14 protein-coding genes and 1 pseudogene are annotated in these 20,647 nt (G+C 59.8%); 10 read left to right on the top strand and 5 right to left on the bottom strand.

All coding sequences use genetic code 11. The features are described 5' to 3' along the window. Positions 1-14: 14 nt before the first annotated feature. The 8 genes from N3C12_03345 (at position 15) to N3C12_03380 (ending at position 10,164) form a co-directional block, all read left to right on the top strand. Positions 15-1,085, top strand: a complete 1,071-nt coding sequence (locus tag N3C12_03345; GenBank protein ID MCX8071477.1) for an amidohydrolase — start codon at positions 15-17, stop codon at positions 1,083-1,085. 13 nt (positions 1,086-1,098) lie between these two features. Then, a complete protein-coding gene (locus tag N3C12_03350) occupies positions 1,099-1,731 on the top strand; it encodes a cysteine hydrolase (protein MCX8071478.1) in 633 nt (210 codons plus the stop codon). 4 nt (positions 1,732-1,735) lie between these two features. Next, positions 1,736-2,503, top strand: coding sequence for an SDR family oxidoreductase (locus N3C12_03355; protein MCX8071479.1), 768 nt, complete (start codon positions 1,736-1,738; stop codon positions 2,501-2,503). A 6-nt stretch (positions 2,504-2,509) separates the two neighbouring features. After that, complete coding sequence (locus N3C12_03360; GenBank protein ID MCX8071480.1) at positions 2,510-4,027, top strand: AMP-binding protein; 1,518 nt, start codon at positions 2,510-2,512, stop codon at positions 4,025-4,027. 63 nt (positions 4,028-4,090) lie between these two features. Further along, the gene (locus tag N3C12_03365; GenBank protein MCX8071481.1) at positions 4,091-5,740 is read left to right on the top strand and encodes an acyl-CoA synthetase; all 1,650 of its coding nucleotides are present in this window, start codon (positions 4,091-4,093) and stop codon (positions 5,738-5,740) included. A 305-nt stretch (positions 5,741-6,045) separates the two neighbouring features. Next, complete coding sequence (locus tag N3C12_03370; protein ID MCX8071482.1) at positions 6,046-6,741, top strand: OmpA family protein; 696 nt, start codon at positions 6,046-6,048, stop codon at positions 6,739-6,741. A gap of 12 nt (positions 6,742-6,753) precedes the next feature. Continuing rightward, positions 6,754-8,322: an acyl--CoA ligase gene (locus N3C12_03375; protein MCX8071483.1), complete on the top strand. Its 1,569-nt coding sequence runs from the start codon at positions 6,754-6,756 to the stop codon at positions 8,320-8,322. A gap of 207 nt (positions 8,323-8,529) precedes the next feature. Further along, complete coding sequence (locus tag N3C12_03380) at positions 8,530-10,164, top strand: hypothetical protein (protein ID MCX8071484.1); 1,635 nt, start codon at positions 8,530-8,532, stop codon at positions 10,162-10,164. A gap of 12 nt (positions 10,165-10,176) precedes the next feature. Here N3C12_03380 and N3C12_03385 read toward each other — a convergent pair whose 3' ends face one another. From N3C12_03385 to N3C12_03400, 4 genes are all read right to left on the bottom strand, one after another. Next, positions 10,177-12,987 (bottom strand): hypothetical protein, encoded by a 2,811-nt coding sequence (locus N3C12_03385; protein MCX8071485.1) that lies wholly within the window; start codon positions 12,985-12,987, stop codon positions 10,177-10,179. A gap of 121 nt (positions 12,988-13,108) precedes the next feature. Beyond that, entirely contained in the window at positions 13,109-13,711 is a 603-nt protein-coding gene (gene orn / locus N3C12_03390) for an oligoribonuclease (GenBank protein ID MCX8071486.1), read from the bottom strand. Between the two features lie 73 nt (positions 13,712-13,784). Further along, the gene (locus N3C12_03395) at positions 13,785-14,576 is read right to left on the bottom strand and encodes a glucose 1-dehydrogenase (protein MCX8071487.1); all 792 of its coding nucleotides are present in this window, start codon (positions 14,574-14,576) and stop codon (positions 13,785-13,787) included. Between the two features lie 6 nt (positions 14,577-14,582). Then, the gene (locus tag N3C12_03400; GenBank protein MCX8071488.1) at positions 14,583-15,662 is read right to left on the bottom strand and encodes an amidohydrolase; all 1,080 of its coding nucleotides are present in this window, start codon (positions 15,660-15,662) and stop codon (positions 14,583-14,585) included. 246 nt (positions 15,663-15,908) lie between these two features. Between N3C12_03400 and N3C12_03405 the strand changes: the two genes are divergently transcribed. Beyond that, entirely contained in the window at positions 15,909-18,140 is a 2,232-nt protein-coding gene (locus N3C12_03405) for a PDZ domain-containing protein (GenBank protein ID MCX8071489.1), read from the top strand. Beyond that, complete coding sequence (locus N3C12_03410) at positions 18,137-19,153, top strand: DMT family transporter (protein MCX8071490.1); 1,017 nt, start codon at positions 18,137-18,139, stop codon at positions 19,151-19,153. Before N3C12_03405 ends, N3C12_03410 begins: the two co-directional genes overlap by 4 nt. Here N3C12_03410 and N3C12_03415 read toward each other — a convergent pair. Continuing rightward, positions 19,140-20,624 (bottom strand): annotated as a pseudogene (locus N3C12_03415) (aldehyde dehydrogenase family protein). The gene N3C12_03410 and the pseudogene N3C12_03415 sit on opposite strands and share 14 nt — an antisense overlap. Positions 20,625-20,647: the final 23 nt, after the last annotated feature.

Here is a 20,647-nt window from a genome sequence, read left to right on the forward strand (position 1 = left end):
AAAGGGAGGAGAATATGGGTCGATACGGATACTATGTGATCGATGCTGATGGTCACGGCGGTGACTTACCGAATTGGTGGGAGCGCTTGCCGACGCAGTTTCGCGATAAGTGGGAAGAGCGGCGCGAGCGACTTCGGAAGCACTTTGCCAACCTCCCCGGAGTCGGTGTGCGGGCAACGCGGGGAACCGCCAAGGTTGACAGTCTTGAGCGCGCAGGCATGACCGATCCGAAGGCTCGTCTCGAAGATATGGATTTGGAAGGTATCGACCGCACCGTGATGTTCCCGGGTGGTGCTGGAGAGGAGTGGGCCGGACTCGATCGCGATTTCGCGATCGCCGTGTGTCAAACTCTAAACGATGCGCGCGCCGAGTTCCTGAAATACAACCCAGAGCGGTTGATGTCGGTGGCGAAGCTCCCAATGATCGATCCCGAGGCTGCTGCCGCAGAGCTCCGCCGCTGTGTCACGCAGCACGGCATGGTGGGCATGGTGACCCCTCAGCACATCCGCGACAAGAACCTCGACCATCCGAGCTTTTACCCCATTTGGGCCGAGGCTGAGCGGCTTGGAGTGGCGGTGTGTGTCCATGGGGGAGGCCAAGCCCTGGATCAAATCCCGATTGGGGTCGATCGGTTCTCGACCCGACTGGAAACTCACGCGTTCACGCACCCAGTGGGGCAAATGTTGGCGGTGATGAACTTCACCGTTGGCGGCATCTTGCACAAGTTTCCCAACTTGAGGGTAGCCTTCCTCGAGGCGAACGTTGGTTGGCTGCCGTTTTGGCTCGAACGGCTCGATGAACATTGGGAACTTACCCCGGAGCAGGCGCCGCTCATTGACCGCAAACCGAGCGAGTACTTCTTGTCGGGCCGCTGCTTCATCGGGTGTGACCCTGACGAGTCCACGATCCCGGCGGTGGTGAATGCTTTAGGGGAGGACGTTATCGTGTACGCCTCCGATTATTGCCACTGGGATTGCCGCTTCCCCGACACGGTAAAGATCATCGCAGAACGCAACGACTTGTCGCGCTCAGCGAAGGAGAAAATTCTGTCAAAGAATCCAGCCCGTCTGTACAACTTGAATTGAGCAACGGCTTCCGATGTTACCGCCTCTGTCGACTTTGCTCGAGCCAGCACGCAGCGCTGTACTGGTGATGGAGTGCCAGCGCGGAATCCTCGAACCCGAGGAAGGCCGCTTTCGTCAGTTGGCTGAGTTGGTGGAACGGAACGGTACGGTGCCAGCAATCCGCCGTTTAGTGGAAGCTGCGCGCCGAGCTCGGGTGCCTGTAGTTTTTTTGACCGCTTCGCGACGCAGCGACGGAGCTGGCTCAGCGCGTAACTGCCCTCTTCTAGCGGCAGGGGCGCAGACTGCCCCGATGATTCCGGGAAGCACTCGTCACGCAATGGTGGCTGAGCTCGAACCGAAAAGTGACGACTTCATTGTCAATCGGATGCATGGAGTCTCGCCGTTTCACGGAACAGAATTGGATCCACTTCTGCGGAACCTCGGGGTGACCACCGTCGTTGCCACAGGAGTGTCGGTTAACGTGGGCATCCTCGGCTTGGTGATGGAAGCCGTCAATCATGGGTACTACGTTGTTGTGCCCAGAGAAGCAGTCGCTGGAGTGCCCGAAAGTTACGTAGAGCAAGTATTTCAGTACACGTTACGCCTCCTCGCAACGGTGACGAAGGTCGACGAGGTCGTCCGACTGTGGGAGCAATCGACGGTGTGAGGTGATGGAGGGATTGCGGCGATTCGCGAACAAAGTTGCCTTTGTCACCGGAGCCGCCTCGGGTATCGGCCGCGCAATTGCTGAACGCTTGGCCGCGGAAGGTGCGGCAGTGGTCATGACGGATGTTGCCAGCGACGGTTTGGCCCAAGCGGAGGACGCAATTCACAAATGCGGTGGGCAAGCATTCGCCGTTCCCTGCGATGTGACGGACGAGCGGTCCGTACAACAGGCAGTCACTGCGGCGGTGGATCGGTTCTCGGGGATCGATGTGTTGGTGAATGCCGCGGGGATTGGCCGGGCTGTTCGATTCGAAGACCTGGCTGTCGAAGAATGGGAGCGGATCTTGCGCGTGAACTTGTCTGGGCCCTTTCTGGTGATTCGTTCTGCCCTGCCCTTTCTCCTTGGGCGCAACGGTGCCAACATCGTGAACATCTCTTCGATTGCCGGGTTACGGGGACAAGCGTACAACGCCGCGTACTGTGCATCGAAGGCTGGTTTGCTGAATTTCACCCGCGCTCTAGCCCTGGAGTTCGCAACAAGGGGATTGCGTGCCAATTGTGTCTGCCCGGGCGGTGTGAAGACTCCATTGGTGAAAAACTTCGTACCGGACGGAACGATGGAGGCCCACCTGATTGCCTATGCCATGCCGCCGATTCCAGGGGCCTGGGGTAAGCCCGGGGACATCGCCGCCGCGGTGGCGTTTTTGGCGAGCGACGAAGCACGAATGATCAACGGAGCTGCACTTGTTGTGGACTTCGGCGTGCTGGCTTGAGGAGTGATGGGAGTAGAGCTGATCACGGAATTGATTGCACGGCGTGCTCGCGAGCAAGGGGCACAGACGTTTATTTACCACGAGGGGCAGCGTTGCTCGTATGCTGAGTTCCACGCTTTGACGAACCGCTTCGCAAACGCGTTGCTCGCGTTGGGTATCGACAAGGGAGACCGAGTCACCCTGGCCATGGGTAATTCAGTGGAGTACCTCGTGGCCGCGTTTGGGATTTTGAAAGCTGGTGCCGTGCTCCACCCGGTCAACCCAGCGCTCGGGAGCCGTGAGCTCTCCTACTTATTGCAGCATGCCGAGCCGAAACTGGTGGTGACGAATTCCGAAACTGTGGAGAAAATCCCGCGAGGGGAATTGCAAGTGCCAGCAGGATTGCGTTGGGTGAGCTTTGGCGGCGGTCCAGATGTGCTCGCACTCGACCGCTTGCTCGCCGAGGCCTCTGGAGAGACTGTTCCTGTAGAACTTTTGCCCGATGATTCTTCTACCTTGTTGTATACATCCGGCACCACGGGTCACCCGAAGGGTGTGCTTTTTCGCCACAGCAGCACCGGAGCAGCCGGCCAGCATTTCGTTCATGTTCTCGGCATTCAGCGCGATGACACGGTGCTCGCTGTAACTCCTCTGTTTCACGGGAACGCCTGGGGCGCGGTGGTGACCGCTTTGCAGGCGGGCGCGGCTGTAGCGTTTCCGAAGATGTTTTCGGCCTCGCAGTTTTGGCCGCTCGTCCACGAGGTGGGGGCTACCGTCCTTTATACGCTCGGCACGATCTTGGCCATTTTGCTCGCTCAACCGTCAAGCGAGTTGGAGCGCACAAGCCGGCTGCGGGTGATCTTAGGCCTAGGTAGTGCCCCTTTGCGCGAGCAGATTCGACTGCGCTTTGGCGTAACCCAAGTGGTGGAGTGCTTTGGATCGACGGACGCCGGCGTGGTGACCATTGAGCCTCCTGGCTCCTCGCCGCGCCCTGGCTCGTGTGGGCCGCCTGTGCCGGGCGTCCAAATCCGCATCGTGGACGACGAGGGTCGAGAGTTATCCCCACGCCAGACGGGGGAAATTGTTGTGCGTTCGCCGCACTGTCTTGCAGAGTATTTCCGGGATCCCGAGCAAACTCGCGCCGCGCTGCGCGACGGTTGGTTTTTCACTGGCGACTTGGGATATTTGGACGAAGATGGGTGGCTCTACTTTGTGGATCGCAAGCGCGACGTCATTCGCCGTGGCGGCGAAAACGTCTCCAGCGCTTACGTTGAGAAGATCCTACGCGAGCACCCAGCAGTGGCCGAAGTAGCCGTAATCGGCGTGCCGGACCCAGTGCTAGGCCAGGAAATCAAGGCTTTTGTGGTGCCTTCTCGGGAAGTGACCGAAGAAGAACTCCGCGTCTTCGCTGCAGCCCGGTTGGCGAAGTTCCAGGTGCCGAAGTACTGGGAGTTTCGCACATCCTTGCCGAAAACGCCGACGCAGAGAATCGAAAAGTATAAACTGCGCGCCGAAAGTGGTCCTGGGGGACCGCTGATTGGTTGAGGGCTAGAGGGTGCTTGTGTTCTGTTCCGTTCCGTGGCGGAACACTGCGATCAGGAGGAACCGATGGGCTTTACCCTGCCTGAGATTCACGACGGGATTGCGGCGCGGGTGCCGGATCGTGAGGCGATCGTAACTGCCGAGCGGCGTTTGCTCTGGTCGGAATTTACCCGCCGCTCGCGACAACTCGCCTGGGTCTTTCACCAGGCAGGTCTGGGCTGCCATCGGCCAAGGGCGGAGCTCGCTCCCTGGGAGTCCGGGCAGGATCACGTAGGAATTTACCTGTACAATTGCCCCGAGTATCTCGAAACCATGGCCGCCGCCTTTCGCGCTCGTGTTGCTCCGTTCAACGTGAATTACCGTTACGTCGACCAGGAGCTACTCCATCTCTTTCGCGACGCACACGCGCGCGCCATCGTGTACCATGCAGCGTTCGCGCCCCGACTGGCTCGTCTGCTTCCTCACTTGCCCGAAGTGCGGCTTTTGCTCCAAGTGAATGATGGCAGTGGCGAACCCTTGTTGCCAGGCGCGCGCGATTACGAAGATGCGTTGGAGGCGGCGCCCGATGATCCCCTCCCTCTCCAGCCGCATCCCGATGACCTTTACATCGTCTACACCGGCGGTACGACGGGTGCGCCAAAAGGGGTACTGTGGCGGCAAGAAGATATTTTCTTTGCAGCACTGGGTGGACGAATTCCGGGCGGAACGCCGGTGACGTCGCTTGAGGAGCTCTTCGAGCGCGTTCCTTACGGGGCGTTTATGCGCATGTTGCCTGCACCACCCTTCATGCACGGTGCCGGGCATTGGACGGCGTTTATGATCCTTCATCAAGGAGGAACGGTGGTGTTGCCGAAAGAGGTCAGGCACCTGGACCCGGACGATATCTGGCAGACAGTGGAGCGAGAGCAGGTCTTCTCGCTTTCGATCGTTGGCGACGCCTTTGCAATTCCGTTGTTGGATCAGTTGCAGCGCAAGGACTACAATTTGTCATCGCTCCGCGTCATCGGTTCTGGGGGCGCCTTGCTCTCTCCTTCCGTCAAGGCGGCGCTGTTGGAACGGTTACCTGATGTCACCGTAGTGGATGGCTTTGGCTCGTCAGAAACCGGAGCTCAAGGTGCAGCAGCGGCAGCGAGCGCGAGCGATGTCGGAGCGCGGTTCCGGATGGATCCGGACACGGTGCTGCTCGATGAGCTGCGCCAGCGTGTGCTTCAGCCGAACGAACGGGAAGTAGGGTGGATTGCACGACGAGGGTATGTGCCGTTGGGTTACCTTGGCGATCGCGAGAAGACCGAACGAACCTTCGTCACCATTGAGGGAGTTCGGTACGCCGTTCCGGGCGACCGGGCTCGCTACGAGGAGGATGGTTCGATCGTCGTCCTTGGGCGGGACTCAGTGTGTATCAACACCGGTGGTGAGAAGGTGTACGCGGAAGAAGTGGAACAAGTACTGAAACGCCACCCTAGTGTCTACGACGTGGTGGTGGTGGGAACCCCGAGTGAACGTTGGGGACAGCAGGTCACGGCCGTGGTCGGGTTGCGGCCTGGGATGCAAGCGACTGCGGAGGAGCTGCGCGAATTTGCCGCGAAGGATTTGGCTAGATACAAACTGCCGCGTGCTGTGGTTTTTGTAGAAACCGTCGTCCGCAGTCCGACTGGCAAGCCAGATTACCGGTGGGCTCGCGAGGTGGCCATACAGCGGCTGGGTTCACAGGATTGATTCTCGCGGTGTTCGCAAAGGACTCCAACCCTGCTCGACGAAAGGGCGTTGACCGTTCGGGAGGACTACGCCTATAAGTTCAGCGAGCGCCCCGCAACTTAAAGTGTCGGCAGAGGTGCGGATGCCCGTAGATCGGCGGCGTCAACTCCCTTTGGTCAGCGCTTCGACGCCGGACTCGTCACTCGTCAGAGTAGCAGCCGATCGCGCCTGCGGTTCGTTACTCCCGTCTTGCTCTGGACGGTTCATGCTGCGTTAATGCGAAAGTGAACAATTATGGAGGAGTCATGACGAGGATGTCGATACTGATGAGGAAGTTTCTCGCTGGCGCGGTTGCGGTCGTGTTCGTGCTTGGCGGGTGCGCGGCGTACGAAAGGGCACCGCGTACTGTTAAGGGTGCAGGAATCGGCGCGGCGGCTGGTGCAGCAACGGGGGCCGCGGTTGGAGCGATTGTTGGCGGCGGCAAAGGTGCAGGACAAGGTGCCGCCATCGGAGCCGTTTTAGGAGCAATCGGTGGTGGTTTGATCGGGAACTACCTGGATCAACAAGCGAAGGAGATGCAGGCCATTCTCGCCGAGCAGGACCGGCTACGACGTGAGCAAGAGCGCCTCGATGTTGCCCTCTCGACCGACATTTTGTTCGCCTCGGGCAGCGCAACGTTGCAACCAGGCGCGCGGGACAAAATTCGCCAGCTTGCGGCTGTGCTCAATCGCTACCCCCGCACGTACATCCAGGTGATTGGGCACACCGATAGCCGTGGTTCCGAGGAGTCCAATCTCGAACTTTCGCGGCGCCGTGCTCAGGCTGTAGCTGAGGAATTGGTCTCGGCGGGCGTTTCCGCTTCGCGGATTACCACGTTCGGCCGGGGTGCCTCGAGTCCCGTGGCAACGAACGATACCCCTGAGGGGCGGGCGATGAACCGCCGCGTGGAAATTGTCATTCAACCTGATGAGGGGCTTCGTCGCGAGCATGAGCAAGGCGGAGCGTACGAAGATCCTCGCTAAAAATAAATACCCGTGGGTCAGCAGCCTGTAGAGGTCAGGACTCTCGCCGATTTGCCCCGTGCGTGGCGGGTCCGATGGGGCTCGGCCATTGCCGTTGGCGAGGCTCGAGAACGATGCACCTTCGAAGAGCTCGACGGTCGTGCGGAATGTTGGGCTAGGGCGTTGCGGCACAGCGGCATCGAGCCCGGAGCCCGCGTTGCCCTATGGGGCGGAAATAGTGTGTCATGGCTCACGCGTGCGTTTGGGGTGTGGAAGGCAGGTTGTACGCTGATCCCGCTTTCCACGTTCGCGACGGCTCGAGAGCTCGGTGAGATTTTAGCGAGTGCCCAAGCCGACATTCTCCTAGCCGACCGCTATTTGAGGAACCGCGACTTGGCGCAGCTCTTATCGGAGCTTGCATTTCCGCATCGTCTGAAGCGAGTGGTGGTCAACGCCGCTGGCGACCTTCGGGGTGTGGAGGACGAAAGCGAGTTTTTGCGCTCTTACGGCAAGGTCTCTTCGGCCGAGAGCACCCTCGCTCGCCCGGAGGACGTCGCCATGATTCTTTATACCTCTGGGACCACGGGCAAGCCGAAGGGGGTCCGCTTGCAGCATCGTGCCGTTTTGAGCACGGTTCGTGCGACGGCGGCACGCGGCGGCCTTCGGCCTGGAGACTCTGTGGTGTCGAGCCTCCCACTGTTTTGGGTTGCCGGGCTTTGCATTCGCGCCTTGCCCACTTTGGCTAGCGGAAGTGCCCTCGTGGTCATGCCGACCTTTGAAGTCAACGAGCTTTTGGAAATCCTTCAGCATTGGCGCCCAACGGGCCTACATTTGCGCCCCCCACAAGTCAGCGCCCTACTCTCCCACCCGGGCTTCCGGCCCGAGCTGGTGCGCACAGTTGTTCGAGGCGGAGGTCGCACTGAGTGGTTCGGCCCGTACCTTGCACGCGCACGTTTGATCACTGGATACGGCATGACTGAAATGTCGGGATACGTTACCGCGGTGAGTTGGCGGGATCCTGCGTCCGTGCGATCCACGAGCATAGGAAGACTGCTTCCGAGGACGCAAGTGCGCATCGTGAGTGAGGATGGCCGCGAATGTCGGCCGGGAAGCGTTGGCGAAATCCGGGTGCGAGGTCCGGGCATGTTTGAATCGTACGAAGGCCAACCTCGCGGAGTCGGCATCGATCCCCAAGGCTTCTTTTGCACCGGTGACCTCGGCTATCGTGACGACAACGGGCAGCTGCATTTCGTCGGCCGCAGCAAAGACCTCCTGCGCTGTAAGGGCATCAACGTCTCTCCGGTGGAAGTGGAGAGCGTTCTGGCCCAACATCCAACGGTGGAGGCTGCATACGTCGTTGGTCTGCCGCCGGATGGGTTCGATCAACAGTTGGTCGCGCTCGTTGTCTCCCGGGACGGTCGAGACCACGAAGCGTTGTGGCGGGAGTGGTGTGAGAAAGCGCTGTCCTCTTACAAGCGGCCGACGGCTTTCATCCTCTTGCGACGCGACGAAGTGCCCTTTGGCCCTACGAGCAAGCCTTTGCGCGACCGACTTGCGGCGCTCGCAAGCGCCCGTTTGCGTCGGGAAGGTCCAAGTGGGTAACCCACGGACCCCTTCTCTTCGTAAGGAGTTCATGCGAAGCAAGAGGTGAAGTATGACGCGAGGCTCAGACGCGGAAACACGTGCGTGGGCCGCCTCGTGACCCGTTGACGAGAGAACTTTCTGCTGTCAGGTCGTGGGCTTTTCTTGCCGATCTCTCGCGTGGTAAAGAGAGCTTTTAGTGAGTGCTTTGCCGAGGAGAACGCGGTTATGAGCGAACTACAGCAAGGGGTGCCCGCGGGGCTGCAGCCGGTGGGACCAGGTGCGAGCGAGTTCCTCGAGTTGTACGCGTTCGAGCGGCCAACAGAGGCTAAGCCTGTTGGCGTGTTTCTCGAAGAACTGCGAGCATTGATCCGGCAACATGTGGTTTCTCCTGACTTGGCGGAGGCGCTCAAGTACGGGCGAGTCGATCGGGAGGGGATGCGGCGGTGGATTAAGGATTACTACCAGTTTATCCGCCTGGATGCGCAAGGAAGCGCCGCCATGATCGCCCGCTGCTCCAGGCGGGGGCTGTTCCTTGCTCTGAGCTCTATCGTGAATCGGAAGACGGGCTTTTATCAGGTCACCGCCCCGCCGCGCGATTTGTTTGTTCGCTTCGCCGAAGCCTTTGGTGTCGGCTTCGATGAGCTCGAGGCCCACTATCCTTGCCCCGAGACATTGCAAGCGAAGTATGCGCGCTTGCAGTTCCAGTTTGACACCTTTGAAAGCGGGTTTGCCGTGACCGCGCTGGGAGCCGAAGGAGTATTGCTCGATGTGGTGCGCGACGAACGGCCATGGCTCTGCCAGCGGGGAATTGCAGAGTACATGAAGCGTGCCTTTGGCTTGAACGACGATGCCGTTGCCTACTGGCGTGCGTACGAGGACTTTCGCAGCTTTGTCTGTGAGCCGGTGTGGGAGATCGCAGCCGAAATCGCCTGTGATGCGAGCCAGCAGGAACGGTTGCGGACCACACTCCACCATTGGCTCCTCTTGTATGGGAACATGCGGCGCGCGTGGGCGGACATCGTTTCCGGAACTTATGCGTTCCCAGAGATCACTTGGCCCCCAGCCGGCCGTAGCTTCCAAGCTGGACGGGAACAGAGCCACGAGGAAATGGTCGAGGAGCTCGGGGAGTTTTGTCTGACTTTGCCCCAACCAAAAGAAACTGCCTTTGGTTTGCTCCTTTCCGGCAAGGCGTCCTTGGCGGCTGCGAAGGAACTCATCAAGGATTTCATCCACATGGACGCAACCCGGAACATTGCCGGCCAGTTTAGCCGCATCCCCCACGGCAAGGCTCTTCGCGCTATCAGCCAAGCCTTTGCAACCGAGTCGGGAGGTTACCTAACCCGGAACCACATGGAGATTTGGGCGGACTTCGCGGAGCGTGCTTGCGGAATCACGCGGCGAGAATTGTTCGAATGGCAGCCCCCTGCCGAGACGATTGGAAGCGGGTACGTAACCAGATGGTTTCTCTTGCATTGCCCCCCAGAGGAGGCCATTGCAGCCTTTCACTTGGGGCCGCCTCCCGAAGCGAAGGCAAAGTTGGGGAAGCGAGCCCTCGGGATCGGCCAGGGAGGAGCTGCCGGTGAGGGGTTGCTGGAAGCAAAGCCTGGTAGACATCCGCTCACACAAGCCCTAGAGCGGCTCGGTCTGGATGCGGATCTGGCGGATTACTTTTTCCAACTGCACCGCGAGATCGAACCCTTCGAACAAGAGGAAGGTTGGGAGTACGTTCCGGAAGTGGTGCAGACACACGAGCAACGGCAGCGGTTCAAGCGAGCTTACATAGAGAAAATTCTTGCCGAGTCGCGAAAGGACGAGGCCTTGCTTCGCCGCATGAAGCAATTGTCAGGTTTGCCGAGCTGAATCGCACCCGGTTCACGATTCCGGTTGGCCCACTGCAACCCGCTCTAGGACCTCCACCTCGTTGTCGCGAGTCCAGGCTGCGAGTCGCCCGCGTGCGACAAAGAGTCGAAAACCAAATCCGTTAAATCCCTCATGTTTGCGGCGAAACAGTCCCAGGAGATGGAACTCGGGGTGAAATAAGGGTTCCCCATCGGGGTTGTAAGCCGGTCGACCCGTCCGCCACTTGAGGACAAAGAGATTCTGTTCCTCGTCGCAAGTGAGTTCGGACTCCCACCAAACGCTGGGCAACAGCTTAGTGGTTACGAGCTGGCCAGCAGGTGTGTAGGTGAGCAACTCGGCGAGGTCACTGTCGAGCACATGGATGTGGGTGCCGCAACGTTCGACGGCCACGGGCCGCCGAAGCGGGCGGCCAAGGCGATTTCGCAGCTCCAGTTGCGCCCCGCCTTCCAACCATAGGTTGGAGTTGTCGCACAAGGCTGTGAGGGGGCCCTCTGCCTTCGCGAGTGCGCGGACCGCACACGGGATCTGGCTAACGTCGCGAATATTCTCTGCGCTCCAACGGAGCCAGCGTCCGTCCCTCCCCACAAGATCAATGCCATCCGCCGTACAACGGAGTGCAGGGTCGGGCAAGCTCACTTGTCCTAACTCGCGGGCCTCACCGGAGTTTAGATCGATGCGGTAAATCTGATTGCGAATGAGACTCACAAGGGACTGATCGGGACAAAGCGCCATGTCCCAAATCAACCCTGGTACGGTCAACTGATTTCGTAGCCTCCATTCGTTCGCTGACGGGCGAGCCATCTTCCGTAGGTACGGCGCAAGAACACTGGCAATTGCCGGCTTCTCAACCGTGACCAAGTAATGGTCGATGGCTTCCCAGTCCATGCCCGGCCGCCGAACCTGCCAACCGGTCCAGGTCCAACCAAAGTCGTCGAGGACGATCTGGTAATAGCCGCTCTCCAGGAACGCCGGACCCTCGCTCCCCAGAGTCCCAGCGGAAGGGGGGCTCGTAACGCTCGGAACAAAGCGGCGAAACTCATAACGGCCGGCCGCGGGCGACCAGAACACCGTGGCTCGTTCCGCAGCCGAAAAAGGGGAGACGAAGCGCTGCTCAAGATCGGTCCAGGGAATCTCCACCTCAAGGGCGAGCTCGCGCGGTTCACGTTGGTCCCACGGCGGAGGAGCCGGAATTTTCCGAGCGGTGAGCTGCGCGTAGAAGCGACGCCAATCGGGGAGTAGGCGGTCGGTAACGTAGGGCAAGTCGGGCAGAATGAGCCGAAGGGGTCTACCGGAGATGAGACGAATTGGGGGAAAGAGCACAAGGTCAGACAGCAAACTGCCGAGACCATGCAACCAGCGGTACGCTGGCAAAGTAACGCCGAGGGAAAGCGCTTCTCCTTCGAAGTCGCGCCCCGGCTCATTGCCAGGGACCAGACAGCTCGCTTCACGAACACAGCGTTGCCAGTGCGGCAGCAGGAGAAAGGCGAGTCCCTGTGGGTGCTGAGGGGACCGGAACATGGAATATGCCCACGTCCCGAAAAATTTTTTCACGCTGGCCTGGCCAAAATAGATCCACGAAGCAAGAAAACTCGCAGCAACCACCCACCCGAGCACGCGTGAGTTTGACCGCGCAAGTTGGAGCAACGAGGCGTAACCGTAACCTGCCAGGACAAAGGCGGGCAGAAAAACGGCAATTACGTAGAACTCATTCGTGATCGCGGCAATCAGACCGAAAAGATTGATCCCGAGAACGACCAATATGGCGGCCGAGCTTGGCTCGAACAGCGCCCGACGTAGTGCCGCCCCCATGCCGAGCACGAGCCCTCCGCGCACAAGGGAGTCTACCAGGGTCGGAGGCAGGTTGGCCTGCCGGGCTTGCGGGAAGAAGGCCTGTTGCAAGAACGAGGCGTTACGCGCCGCTTTTTCCCCAACGGATTCTGCTCCGACGCGAACCGGCTGCAAACCTCCGAAGACATAGGAAAAGCCCTCAGGTGCACGAGCGGTGACCACGACCGCTGGAACACTCAAAGCGACCGCTGCCACGGCGGCAACCGCTACTGCAAAGCGGAGGCGCTTCCACTCCTCAGGCCGCTGCCAAAAGAACAACGCGGTAACGAGTACGGCCGCCGGGACCATGAGGTACAACGCCCAGTACGCGTGGAGACCGCCGGCAATGCCGAGGGCGGCAAGTGCCAGGCCTGACTTCCGTTTGTCTCGCAGCCCTCGGATTAAGCCGCCGACGACCAAAGCCTGAAACAGCGGAGTCAAGAACTGGTGGTACCCGTTGCGCGTTGCCCACAAATGCCACCAAGAGGTGGCAACAAAAGCGGCCGTCATCCAAGCGGTAGTGCTCCCAAAGAGAATCCATGAACACCAGGCAATTGCTGTCACCGTCGCCATGCTGATGAGCTGTTGGGCGATTCTCAAGGCGACCAGGTTGTCGGGAACGAAAACACCTACGACGGCAATGACGTACGAAAAAAGCGTATGCGCATACCAAGCGTAGGGTTCGTAGGGAAAACCCCGTTCGCGCAACTGCGCGGCGAAATTGACGAAGTTTAGGACTTCCCCCAGGTATCCTGCCGGTACCGTTTTCCAGTGCTGCACCCGAAACCAAAGGGCGACCGCAAGGGCAGCGATCAGCCCACACCACGGTAGCCAACGAGGTTTTGTTTCGAACTCTGCCTGCCCGGGCGCAGAGAGAGTTGCCAGTCCGAGTGCCAGCACCGCCAATCCCAAGGAGGCCATCACTGACTGCACCCAGGGACTGACGCTGACGATTGCAAGAGCCAGTGCAATTACGGAGCCGACGAGCTGCAACATTCCCTGCCCCTCATGCAAGCCCGCCTGGCCTCTTGGCGGGGACGTTTAGGCTGCATTTCAGTGAGCGGCACTGAGGAAAAAGCACAGCAACATGGATTGGAGATCCTGAACAGTTTGTTGGTCACCGAGCTAAGGGGTCGCCCGAGCCACCGCTGCCCGAAGCGGGTCGAGGGTGAGGCTCGCGAAAGTACTGCTCCCGGTAGAAGCGGAGTTCGTCGATTGACTCGCGAATGTCACTCGAGGCGAGGTGTACTTTGCGCTTCTCTGGTGGTGGCGGACCACCGGGATACCAGCGCCGCACCAACTCCTTCACCGTGCTCACATCGATGATGCGGTAGTGGAGAAAATGCTCCAGCTCCCGCATGTAGCGGGCAAGAAAACGCCGATCCTGCCACACCGAGTTGCCGCACAGTGGCGCGGTGCGCGGTTCACAATAAGTGCGCACGAAGGCGAGAGTCTTTTGTTCGGCCTCGTGGGTGGTGACGTTCGAGGCGCGGCAACGGGCAAGCAAGCCGGATTTTGTGTGGTGATCACGGTTCCACTCGTCCATACGGGCGAACACCGTTTCTGGATGGTGAATGGCAAGCACGGGTCCTTCGGCGATGACCTGGAGGTCGTTGTCGGTAATCAGGGTTGCGATCTCCAGTATGTGGTCCCGCTCGGGATCGAGGCCAGTCATTTCGAGGTCCATCCAAACGAGCAGGTCGCGGCGTGGTGTGGTCACACCCCGGGCGTTACCACGACCGCATAAGTGCAACAAGCGTTCGGCGACGCCCTCTCACGGTCGACGTCCGAGGCTAAATGCTTGGGGGAGGAAACGGCCAATTGGAGGTTTCGGTTCCCCCGTCGACTTCAAACACCTTGCCGGTTACCCAGCTCGAGGCAGGAGAGACGAGATAAAGCGCGGCCAAGGCAATGTCTTCCACAGTGCCCAGGCGACGCATCGGCGTGAGCGCCTCCATTTTGGCCCGCATCTCGTCATTTAAAAACGGCACGAGTGCACTCGTTTCCGTGGCCCCGACGGCAATTGCATTTACCCGTACTTTGGGAGCGAACTCTTGCCCGAGAACGCGGGTCATGTGAGACAGCGCGGCTTTCGCTGTGCTGTACGCCACAAAACCGGCCAACGGGAAGCGGCCGGCCGCTGAAGAAATGTTGAGGACCACGCCGCCCCCGGCGGTTCGCAGCATGTGAGGGACCGCCAGCCGTGTCAGCACGAATGCCGAGGTTACGTTGAAGTGGAATGCTTCCTCGAACATCCGCTCACTGGTGTATAGGGCTTCGCACGGAGGAGTTCCGCCAGCGTTGTTTACGACGATGTCGATGCGGCCGAAACGATCGAGCGCGGCTTGAACCACACGTTCCAGATCGCTCCGTTGGTTTACGTCGCACGGAACCGCAACGGCTTGCCGACCGAAACATCGCGCCTGTGCCGCCGTGTCTTCGATTTGCGCCTCAGTGCGTGCCGCACAAACGACATCGGCCCCCATCTCCGCAAACGCCAGGGCGCAGGCCCGTCCGATGCCACGGCCGGCACCAGTGACAATGGCGACTTTATCGGTAAGCTTGAATCGGTCGAGCAGCGCCACGGGAAATCACGCAGAAGCAGGCAGTCGATAAAATCGTTCCGCGTTCAGGCCGAAAATTTTCTCCTTCGTTGATTCCGATAAGTCCTGACGCTCACGCAAGGGGCGGGTTGACTCCGGCCATTCGCTGTCCCAGTGGGGGTAGTCGCTTGCATACAGGATAAAGTCAGGGCCAAGCTGCTCAACGGCGAGTGGGATTGCACATTCACCTGCTTCACAGCTCACATACAACTGGCCGCGCGCGATGTATTCTTTAGGCTCGTGCTTGCACTCTGGAGTCAAGCGACCACGTTTTTCGAGATGTTCCTCCATCCGCTCCATAAAATACGGCACCCAACCCACCCCAGACTCTAACAAAGCCACACGCAAGTGTGGGTGCCGCTCAAAGACGCCGCCGAGAATTAGGGCCGTGGAGGCAACCATCATGTCGAACGGGAAGCTGATCACATGAACCTTCAGATAGTTATCGAAGCGTTCCGTCCCTAATTTCGGCAAGTGAATGCCCGGGGCTCCGTGGATTCCGAGGGGCATGTCGAGCTCCTCGGCTGCTGAATAAAAGGCATCGAGGTCCGGGTGGTCTAAGTTACGGTTGCGTAATACCGCTGGAATCATAGTGACCACCAACCCTAGATCCTTGGCTTCTTTCATGATTTCGATCGAAGCGGGCACATCCTCAATGGGCACCAAAGCGGCACCGAAAAAGCGCCCACGACCCTGCTTGCAGTACCCGGCCATCCACCGATTGTACGCGCGAGCGAACTCCGCTGCGAATTTGTTGTCCACAAAACCGGGTAACCCCAGCGCCGCACTAGGAAAGAAGACAAGTCGATCAATGCCGTCCTTATCGGCATCAGCCAATACGCCTTCGGGGGTGAACGGGTTTGCGCCGCGATCGAGGCACATCCCCTCTTCCGCTCGACACCCCGCTCCAGGCCCCTTGGACTGCGGGTACGGCCTGCCCTCGATGTAAAGAGCCGTCTCGCCGTCCCCAGGATCGCTGAAACGAATCTTGTCGGGGAAGCGTTCCATCAGTTCTGCAATCAGCTCGCGACCCTCGATGACGTGTGCGTCCGCGTCGACAACCCGCATCTTAAGCTCCTTGTTTTCCTGGTGAACAGTTGTTTGCCTGAACTGCGGATTTGAATCAAGCTGCGGTCCACGCCGCGCAGGAAGGGCCACATGCAGAGTCGCGGCCGATGCTGTGGATTTGCTAGCGTGGATCCAGTGAACCTTAAGATGGCACAAGTAGTGCGGGGACTCCTTGTTCTATGGTGTGGATTTCTGATCAGCGCGAGCGGTTGTCGGAGTGCACCACCCAGCCTTCCGGTGGGGAATATGACCAACGAACCGCAAGCTGTATTCCAGGCGGCCCGCTTTCATGTGTTGTTCCTCAACGGCGGTGGAACAAAGGAGCAAAATTACCAGTCGCATTTGTTACATCTCACGCACATGGCGGCATTGTTGCGTGCTGCTGGAGTGCCGGTTGAGAATTTTACGATTCTCAGCGGGGATGGTGAGGACGCCGCAGCCGATCTCGCGGTTCGCCCCCGCAGTCGGCTGGGGAAGAGATTTTGGCTTGTGGAGCATAGCCCTGGTGCGGCTTGGCTTCGCCCGCCGCTGAAGTTCGAGAACAGTACGCTGGCCCCCTTTCCTTTGCTGCCGGCAACGCGAGGGGTGTTGGCGAGCTGGTTTGCGCAAGCGAAGTCGCGCTTGAAACCGGGAGACACGCTTTTTTTGTTCGTCACGGACCATGGCACGAAGAACGAGGAGAACCCAGACAACAATTTCATTGTTTTGTGGGGGAAGGATGCACGCCTCTCTGTGGAGGATCTCCAGGCCCTCATCGCCCAGCTCGATCCTGAGGTTCGGGTCGTCATGGTGATGTCTCAGTGCTTCTCGGGTTCTTTTGCGCGATTAATGCTCACCAACGGAAACGAGCCCGCGGGCAACGTGTGCGGATATTTTTCCTCTACCAAAGAGCGCCCTGCCTACGGCTGCTACCCGGAGAACATGGGGCGCAATAACATAGGCCACGCGTTTCAGTTGATGCATGCGTGGTCGCGGGTTGGCAACCTCATCGAGGCTCATGAGATCGCTCTCGTGAGCGACGACACACCGGATGTGCCGCTGCGAACTTCGGAGTTGTACCTCGAATCGATTTTGCGGAAACGCGCAGCCGCGAAGGGAGTGGCTGTTGATTCCCTCGTGGACGAGCTCCTCGCTCAAGCCTGGCGCGATAAGGCCAAGTGGGAATCGAAACTGCGGCTTCTCGACCGGATCGGGCAGGCGTACGGGATGTTTTCGCCACGGTCTTTGGCAGAGCTTTCGGAGCGCACCGCCGCTCTGCCCGACTTAGCGGAGCAGTTGCAGAACGTGAGCCGCGCATGGCGTGGGGCTTGGCAAGATGCCAGTACCGCGAATTGGGAACGCTTTTTGGAACACCAGGGAGAATGGAGGACGCGCCTCGCTGCAATGGATCCGGCAAAACTCTCGGTCACTGACCGCGAGGCGTTGGCGCGAGAGCTCCTCCCAGCCCTGGAGGCCTTTACCAGGGAGCGTTCGGATGTTTGGACGCGCTTGAGCCGTTTGCGAGCGAACAGTCGAGACGCGCAGGCAGCGAGCTATCGCATGGAGGTGCGTCAGGGCGTGCTACTCCGGATGCGCTCTGTGCTCGTGCAAGTTGCAGGTCTGCACTACCTTGACACCGAGGGAAGCCCAGGGGAGCAACGTGCTTATGGTGCGCTGGTGGCTTGCGAGGAGGTTGTGCTGCCAAAAGGCAACCTTCCGCAGCCAGGCGTCCGCGTGGCAGCCCAATTTCCGCAATTCATGGAAGATGCGCGCCGGGCGCGGGCCTCGCTGCCCGCTTGGATGGGGATCCAGTTCCGAGCGCCCAACGAGGAGATGATAAGACGCAAAGGATTGCCTGCAGGCGCTGCCGCCGTGATCACGGTGTACCCAAATTCTCCGGCCGAGACCGCCGGGCTTCAGCAAGGAGACATCGTGCTCGGCCCTCCTGGGCAACCGTTTACCGAACGTGGACAAGTGAGAAGCTGGATCATGCTCTCAAAACCGGGTGAGACGTTGGAGTTAGAGATCCTCCGGGGCAACGAGCGGAAAACCATTCAGTTGGTCGCGGGCACGTATCCTCTTCGCTGGCCCACTTTACCTGGGCCCCCGCAAGTGGGCAGTGTGGCTCCGCCGTTGGAGGTAGAGACCTATCGCGGACAAGTGCCGAGGCAGCTTTCCGGAGGCCAAGCACATGTGCTTTTCTTTTGGGCCACATGGTGTGCGGCTTGCAAAGCCTCGCTCGCCGAGCTCACGGAGTTCGCCGCGGCGCGCGGTATCCGAGTCGTGGCCATTACTGATGAACCGCGCGCGCAGTTAGACCGCTTCTTTCAAACGTACCGTGGCCCGTTTCCCGAAGACGTCGCGATTGATGAGTACCGCAAGGCCTTTGTGGCTTACGGAGTGAGCGGGACTCCCACGTTCGTGCTGGTAAGCGGCGACGGACGCGTTTCCGCAGTGCGCGTTGGCTACGACGCGAAGCGAGGCCTCGGTCTCGAGTGAAGGAGATTGCGCTGGAGCCGCGGTACGATCAGTCCGCGCCGGATTTGCCTCTCGAGAGCGCGGGGAGGTTGTCACCTGAGCGAGTAGGCATCGTTCTGGTCGCGCTTTGCGCCGTGAACGGTGCCTTTGTACCTCCCGTCGCCAAGATCACGACTCGGGCTGCCGACCCGTTAGCGGTTACAATTGCCACCACGTGGTTGGCCGCAGCGACCGCCGTCGTCATCTTACTGGTGCGAAGAAGGCTCGCGGTATTTTTCCGACCAGCCGTGCTCTTTCCGTTAGCGGTTCTGGGTGCTCTGGGGACCTCCGTGGCTTTTGTTTTGTTTTTCACCGGTGCGGCTCGTGCGAGCGCAATTGAGACGCTTTTGTGTTTGCAAATCGAACCTGTGTATTCTCTCTTGTTGTCGTGGTTGGTGCTCGGCATACGGCCGACTTGGGAACGAGTGGCGGCTACTGCCCTGATTCTGAGCGGGCTGTTCGTGGCCGTTGGCGTGCAGGGGTTCAGCGTTGGCTCTGGCACTTGGTACCTGCTTGCGACACCCCTGTGCTGGCAAGTCTCACACCTCGTGGTTGTCCGTTGGTTGCGTGGGCTGGAAGCAGTGGTGCTGACGGCTGCCCGTTATATCTGGGGAGCCGTTCTCCTTTCGTTATTCACCGGTAAGGGGCCGTTAGCGGGCATCGACCGACTCGACTCGTCCCCGTTCCCGTGGGGTTGGGTCGCACTGCAGGGAGTGGTTCTCAGTTACGGGGGCACAACCTTGTGGTACGGCGCGATCGCGAGGATAGATCTCGCCAGGGCGACGGTGCTCGTGGTGCCCACGGTGCCGGTGTTGTCGATCCTTGCGAGCTTTTTCCTGCTCGGCGAGGTACCCTCGATGCAACAACTTGCAGGGGCCGCGATCACCAGTGTTGGTGTCTTCGCATTCGCACGCAAAGGCATTGAGGCAAGCGCGAGACCGCGCAGTGTGGGAGAGCCGGTGAGTGAAAATCGTCATACTCTCACGCCAGGCTGATCAGAACGTTCTTAATTTGCGTGTACTCGATCAGTGCTTCCGCGCCCGCCTCGCGACCAACGCCGCTTTCCTTGAAGCCGCCAAACGGCACCGTGTACGGCAGATTGCCATACGTGTTCACCCATACAAGGCCAGCTTGAAGCCGGTTTGCGAGCCGGTGAGCACGAGAGACGTTTGAGGTCCAAACCCCAGCCGCCAGTCCATAGCGTGTGTTGTTCGCGAGGGCGACTGCTTCCTCTTCGTTGTGAAAGCGGAAGACGGAAAGCACAGGACCAAAGATCTCCTCTTGGGCAACTCTCGAATTCGGCGGTACGTCGGCAAGGATGGACGGCGACAAGAAAAACCCAGGTTCGCGTTCCCCGCCGATACGCTGTCCACGGCACAGAAACGTAGCGCCCTCTTGCTCTGCTAGAGTTAGATAACTTTCCACGCGGGCACGATGCGCTTGCGAGATGAGCGGGCCGAGCGCAGTCGTCGGTGACAAGGGATCGCCAATGGGTAAGCCGGCACACAATGGGACGAATCGTTCAACAAACTCATGGAAGACGCTTTCGTGAACCAGGATTCGAGTCCCTGCAGCACAAGCTTGTCCGGACAAGGCGAGGCCGCCAAAGGCGATGTTGGTTACGGCGCGCTCGAGAGGAGCATCTTCAAACACAACCTGCGGTGATTTTCCTCCGAGCTCTAGAGTGATTTTTTTGAGATAGCGCCCAGCTAGCTCAGCGACGCGCCGACCCGTGGCACATCCACCCGTGAAGGAAATCTTATCGACGCCCGGATGCTCTACCAACGCCTCGCCGGTCGTTGCCGATCCGGTGATCACGTTCACCACGCCTGGGGGCACGTCGGCCTCGCGGCACAGTTCGGCAAACCGTAACGTGGAGAGCGATCCCAGCTCCGAAGGTTTGAGAACCACGGTATTGCCTGTCGCCAAGGCAGGACCGAGCTTTGACCCGATAAACACCAACGGTGTGTTCTACGGTGTAATCGCGGCCACCACCCCGTAAGGCTCGCGCCGCTAGTAGTCCAGCGAATCGTCGCCGTTCGGCAGCGGCACGACCCACCCGTAGATCTTGTCGCACCACGACGCATAGTACTCGAGATTGCGAATCAGGGCCTTTACCCCGAAGTTACGGGCTACCGTTTGTACCATGCCCACATCTAGGGACTCGATCAAATCAAGCTCCTCCCGGTGGGCGTCCGCGGCAGCAGCCAGCCGTTCCAACACGCGGCGGCGTTCAGTTGGTGGTGCCTTTCGCCAGTGGCGTTCGAAGGCTTGTCGGGCAGCTTGCACGGCGCAGTCAACGTCCTCACGGTCGGCGTCGGCGATTTCACCCCAGACCTCACCGGTTGTTGGGTCTTGTACCGGGAGCCGGGCACTACTGTGTGGTGCTTGCCACGACCCGTTCGCGAACAGCCGGGGCTCAGGAGCAAAAGCAAGCTTGGCTCGTTCGCTCGCGTGATCGATCATAACGGCATCCAAGCTTATGGGCG

The organism is Candidatus Binatia bacterium (assembly GCA_026415395.1).
Classification (GTDB): Bacteria; Desulfobacterota; Binatia; order HRBIN30; family HRBIN30; genus HRBIN30.

Bases quoted from the DNA above. Each gene is read 5' to 3' on its own strand.
- N3C12_03345 (MCX8071477.1), top strand. From the start codon at position 15: ATGGGTCGATACGGATACTATGTGATCGATGCTGATGGTCACGGCGGT.
- N3C12_03350 (MCX8071478.1), top strand. From the start codon at position 1,099: ATGTTACCGCCTCTGTCGACTTTGCTCGAGCCAGCACGCAGCGCTGTA.
- N3C12_03355 (MCX8071479.1), top strand. From the start codon at position 1,736: ATGGAGGGATTGCGGCGATTCGCGAACAAAGTTGCCTTTGTCACCGGA.
- N3C12_03360 (MCX8071480.1), top strand. From the start codon at position 2,510: ATGGGAGTAGAGCTGATCACGGAATTGATTGCACGGCGTGCTCGCGAG.
- N3C12_03365 (MCX8071481.1), top strand. From the start codon at position 4,091: ATGGGCTTTACCCTGCCTGAGATTCACGACGGGATTGCGGCGCGGGTG.
- N3C12_03370 (MCX8071482.1), top strand. From the start codon at position 6,046: ATGAGGAAGTTTCTCGCTGGCGCGGTTGCGGTCGTGTTCGTGCTTGGC.
- N3C12_03380 (MCX8071484.1), top strand. From the start codon at position 8,530: ATGAGCGAACTACAGCAAGGGGTGCCCGCGGGGCTGCAGCCGGTGGGA.
- N3C12_03385 (MCX8071485.1), bottom strand. From the start codon at position 12,987: ATGTTGCAGCTCGTCGGCTCCGTAATTGCACTGGCTCTTGCAATCGTC.
- N3C12_03400 (MCX8071488.1), bottom strand. From the start codon at position 15,662: ATGCGGGTTGTCGACGCGGACGCACACGTCATCGAGGGTCGCGAGCTG.
- N3C12_03405 (MCX8071489.1), top strand. From the start codon at position 15,909: ATGACCAACGAACCGCAAGCTGTATTCCAGGCGGCCCGCTTTCATGTG.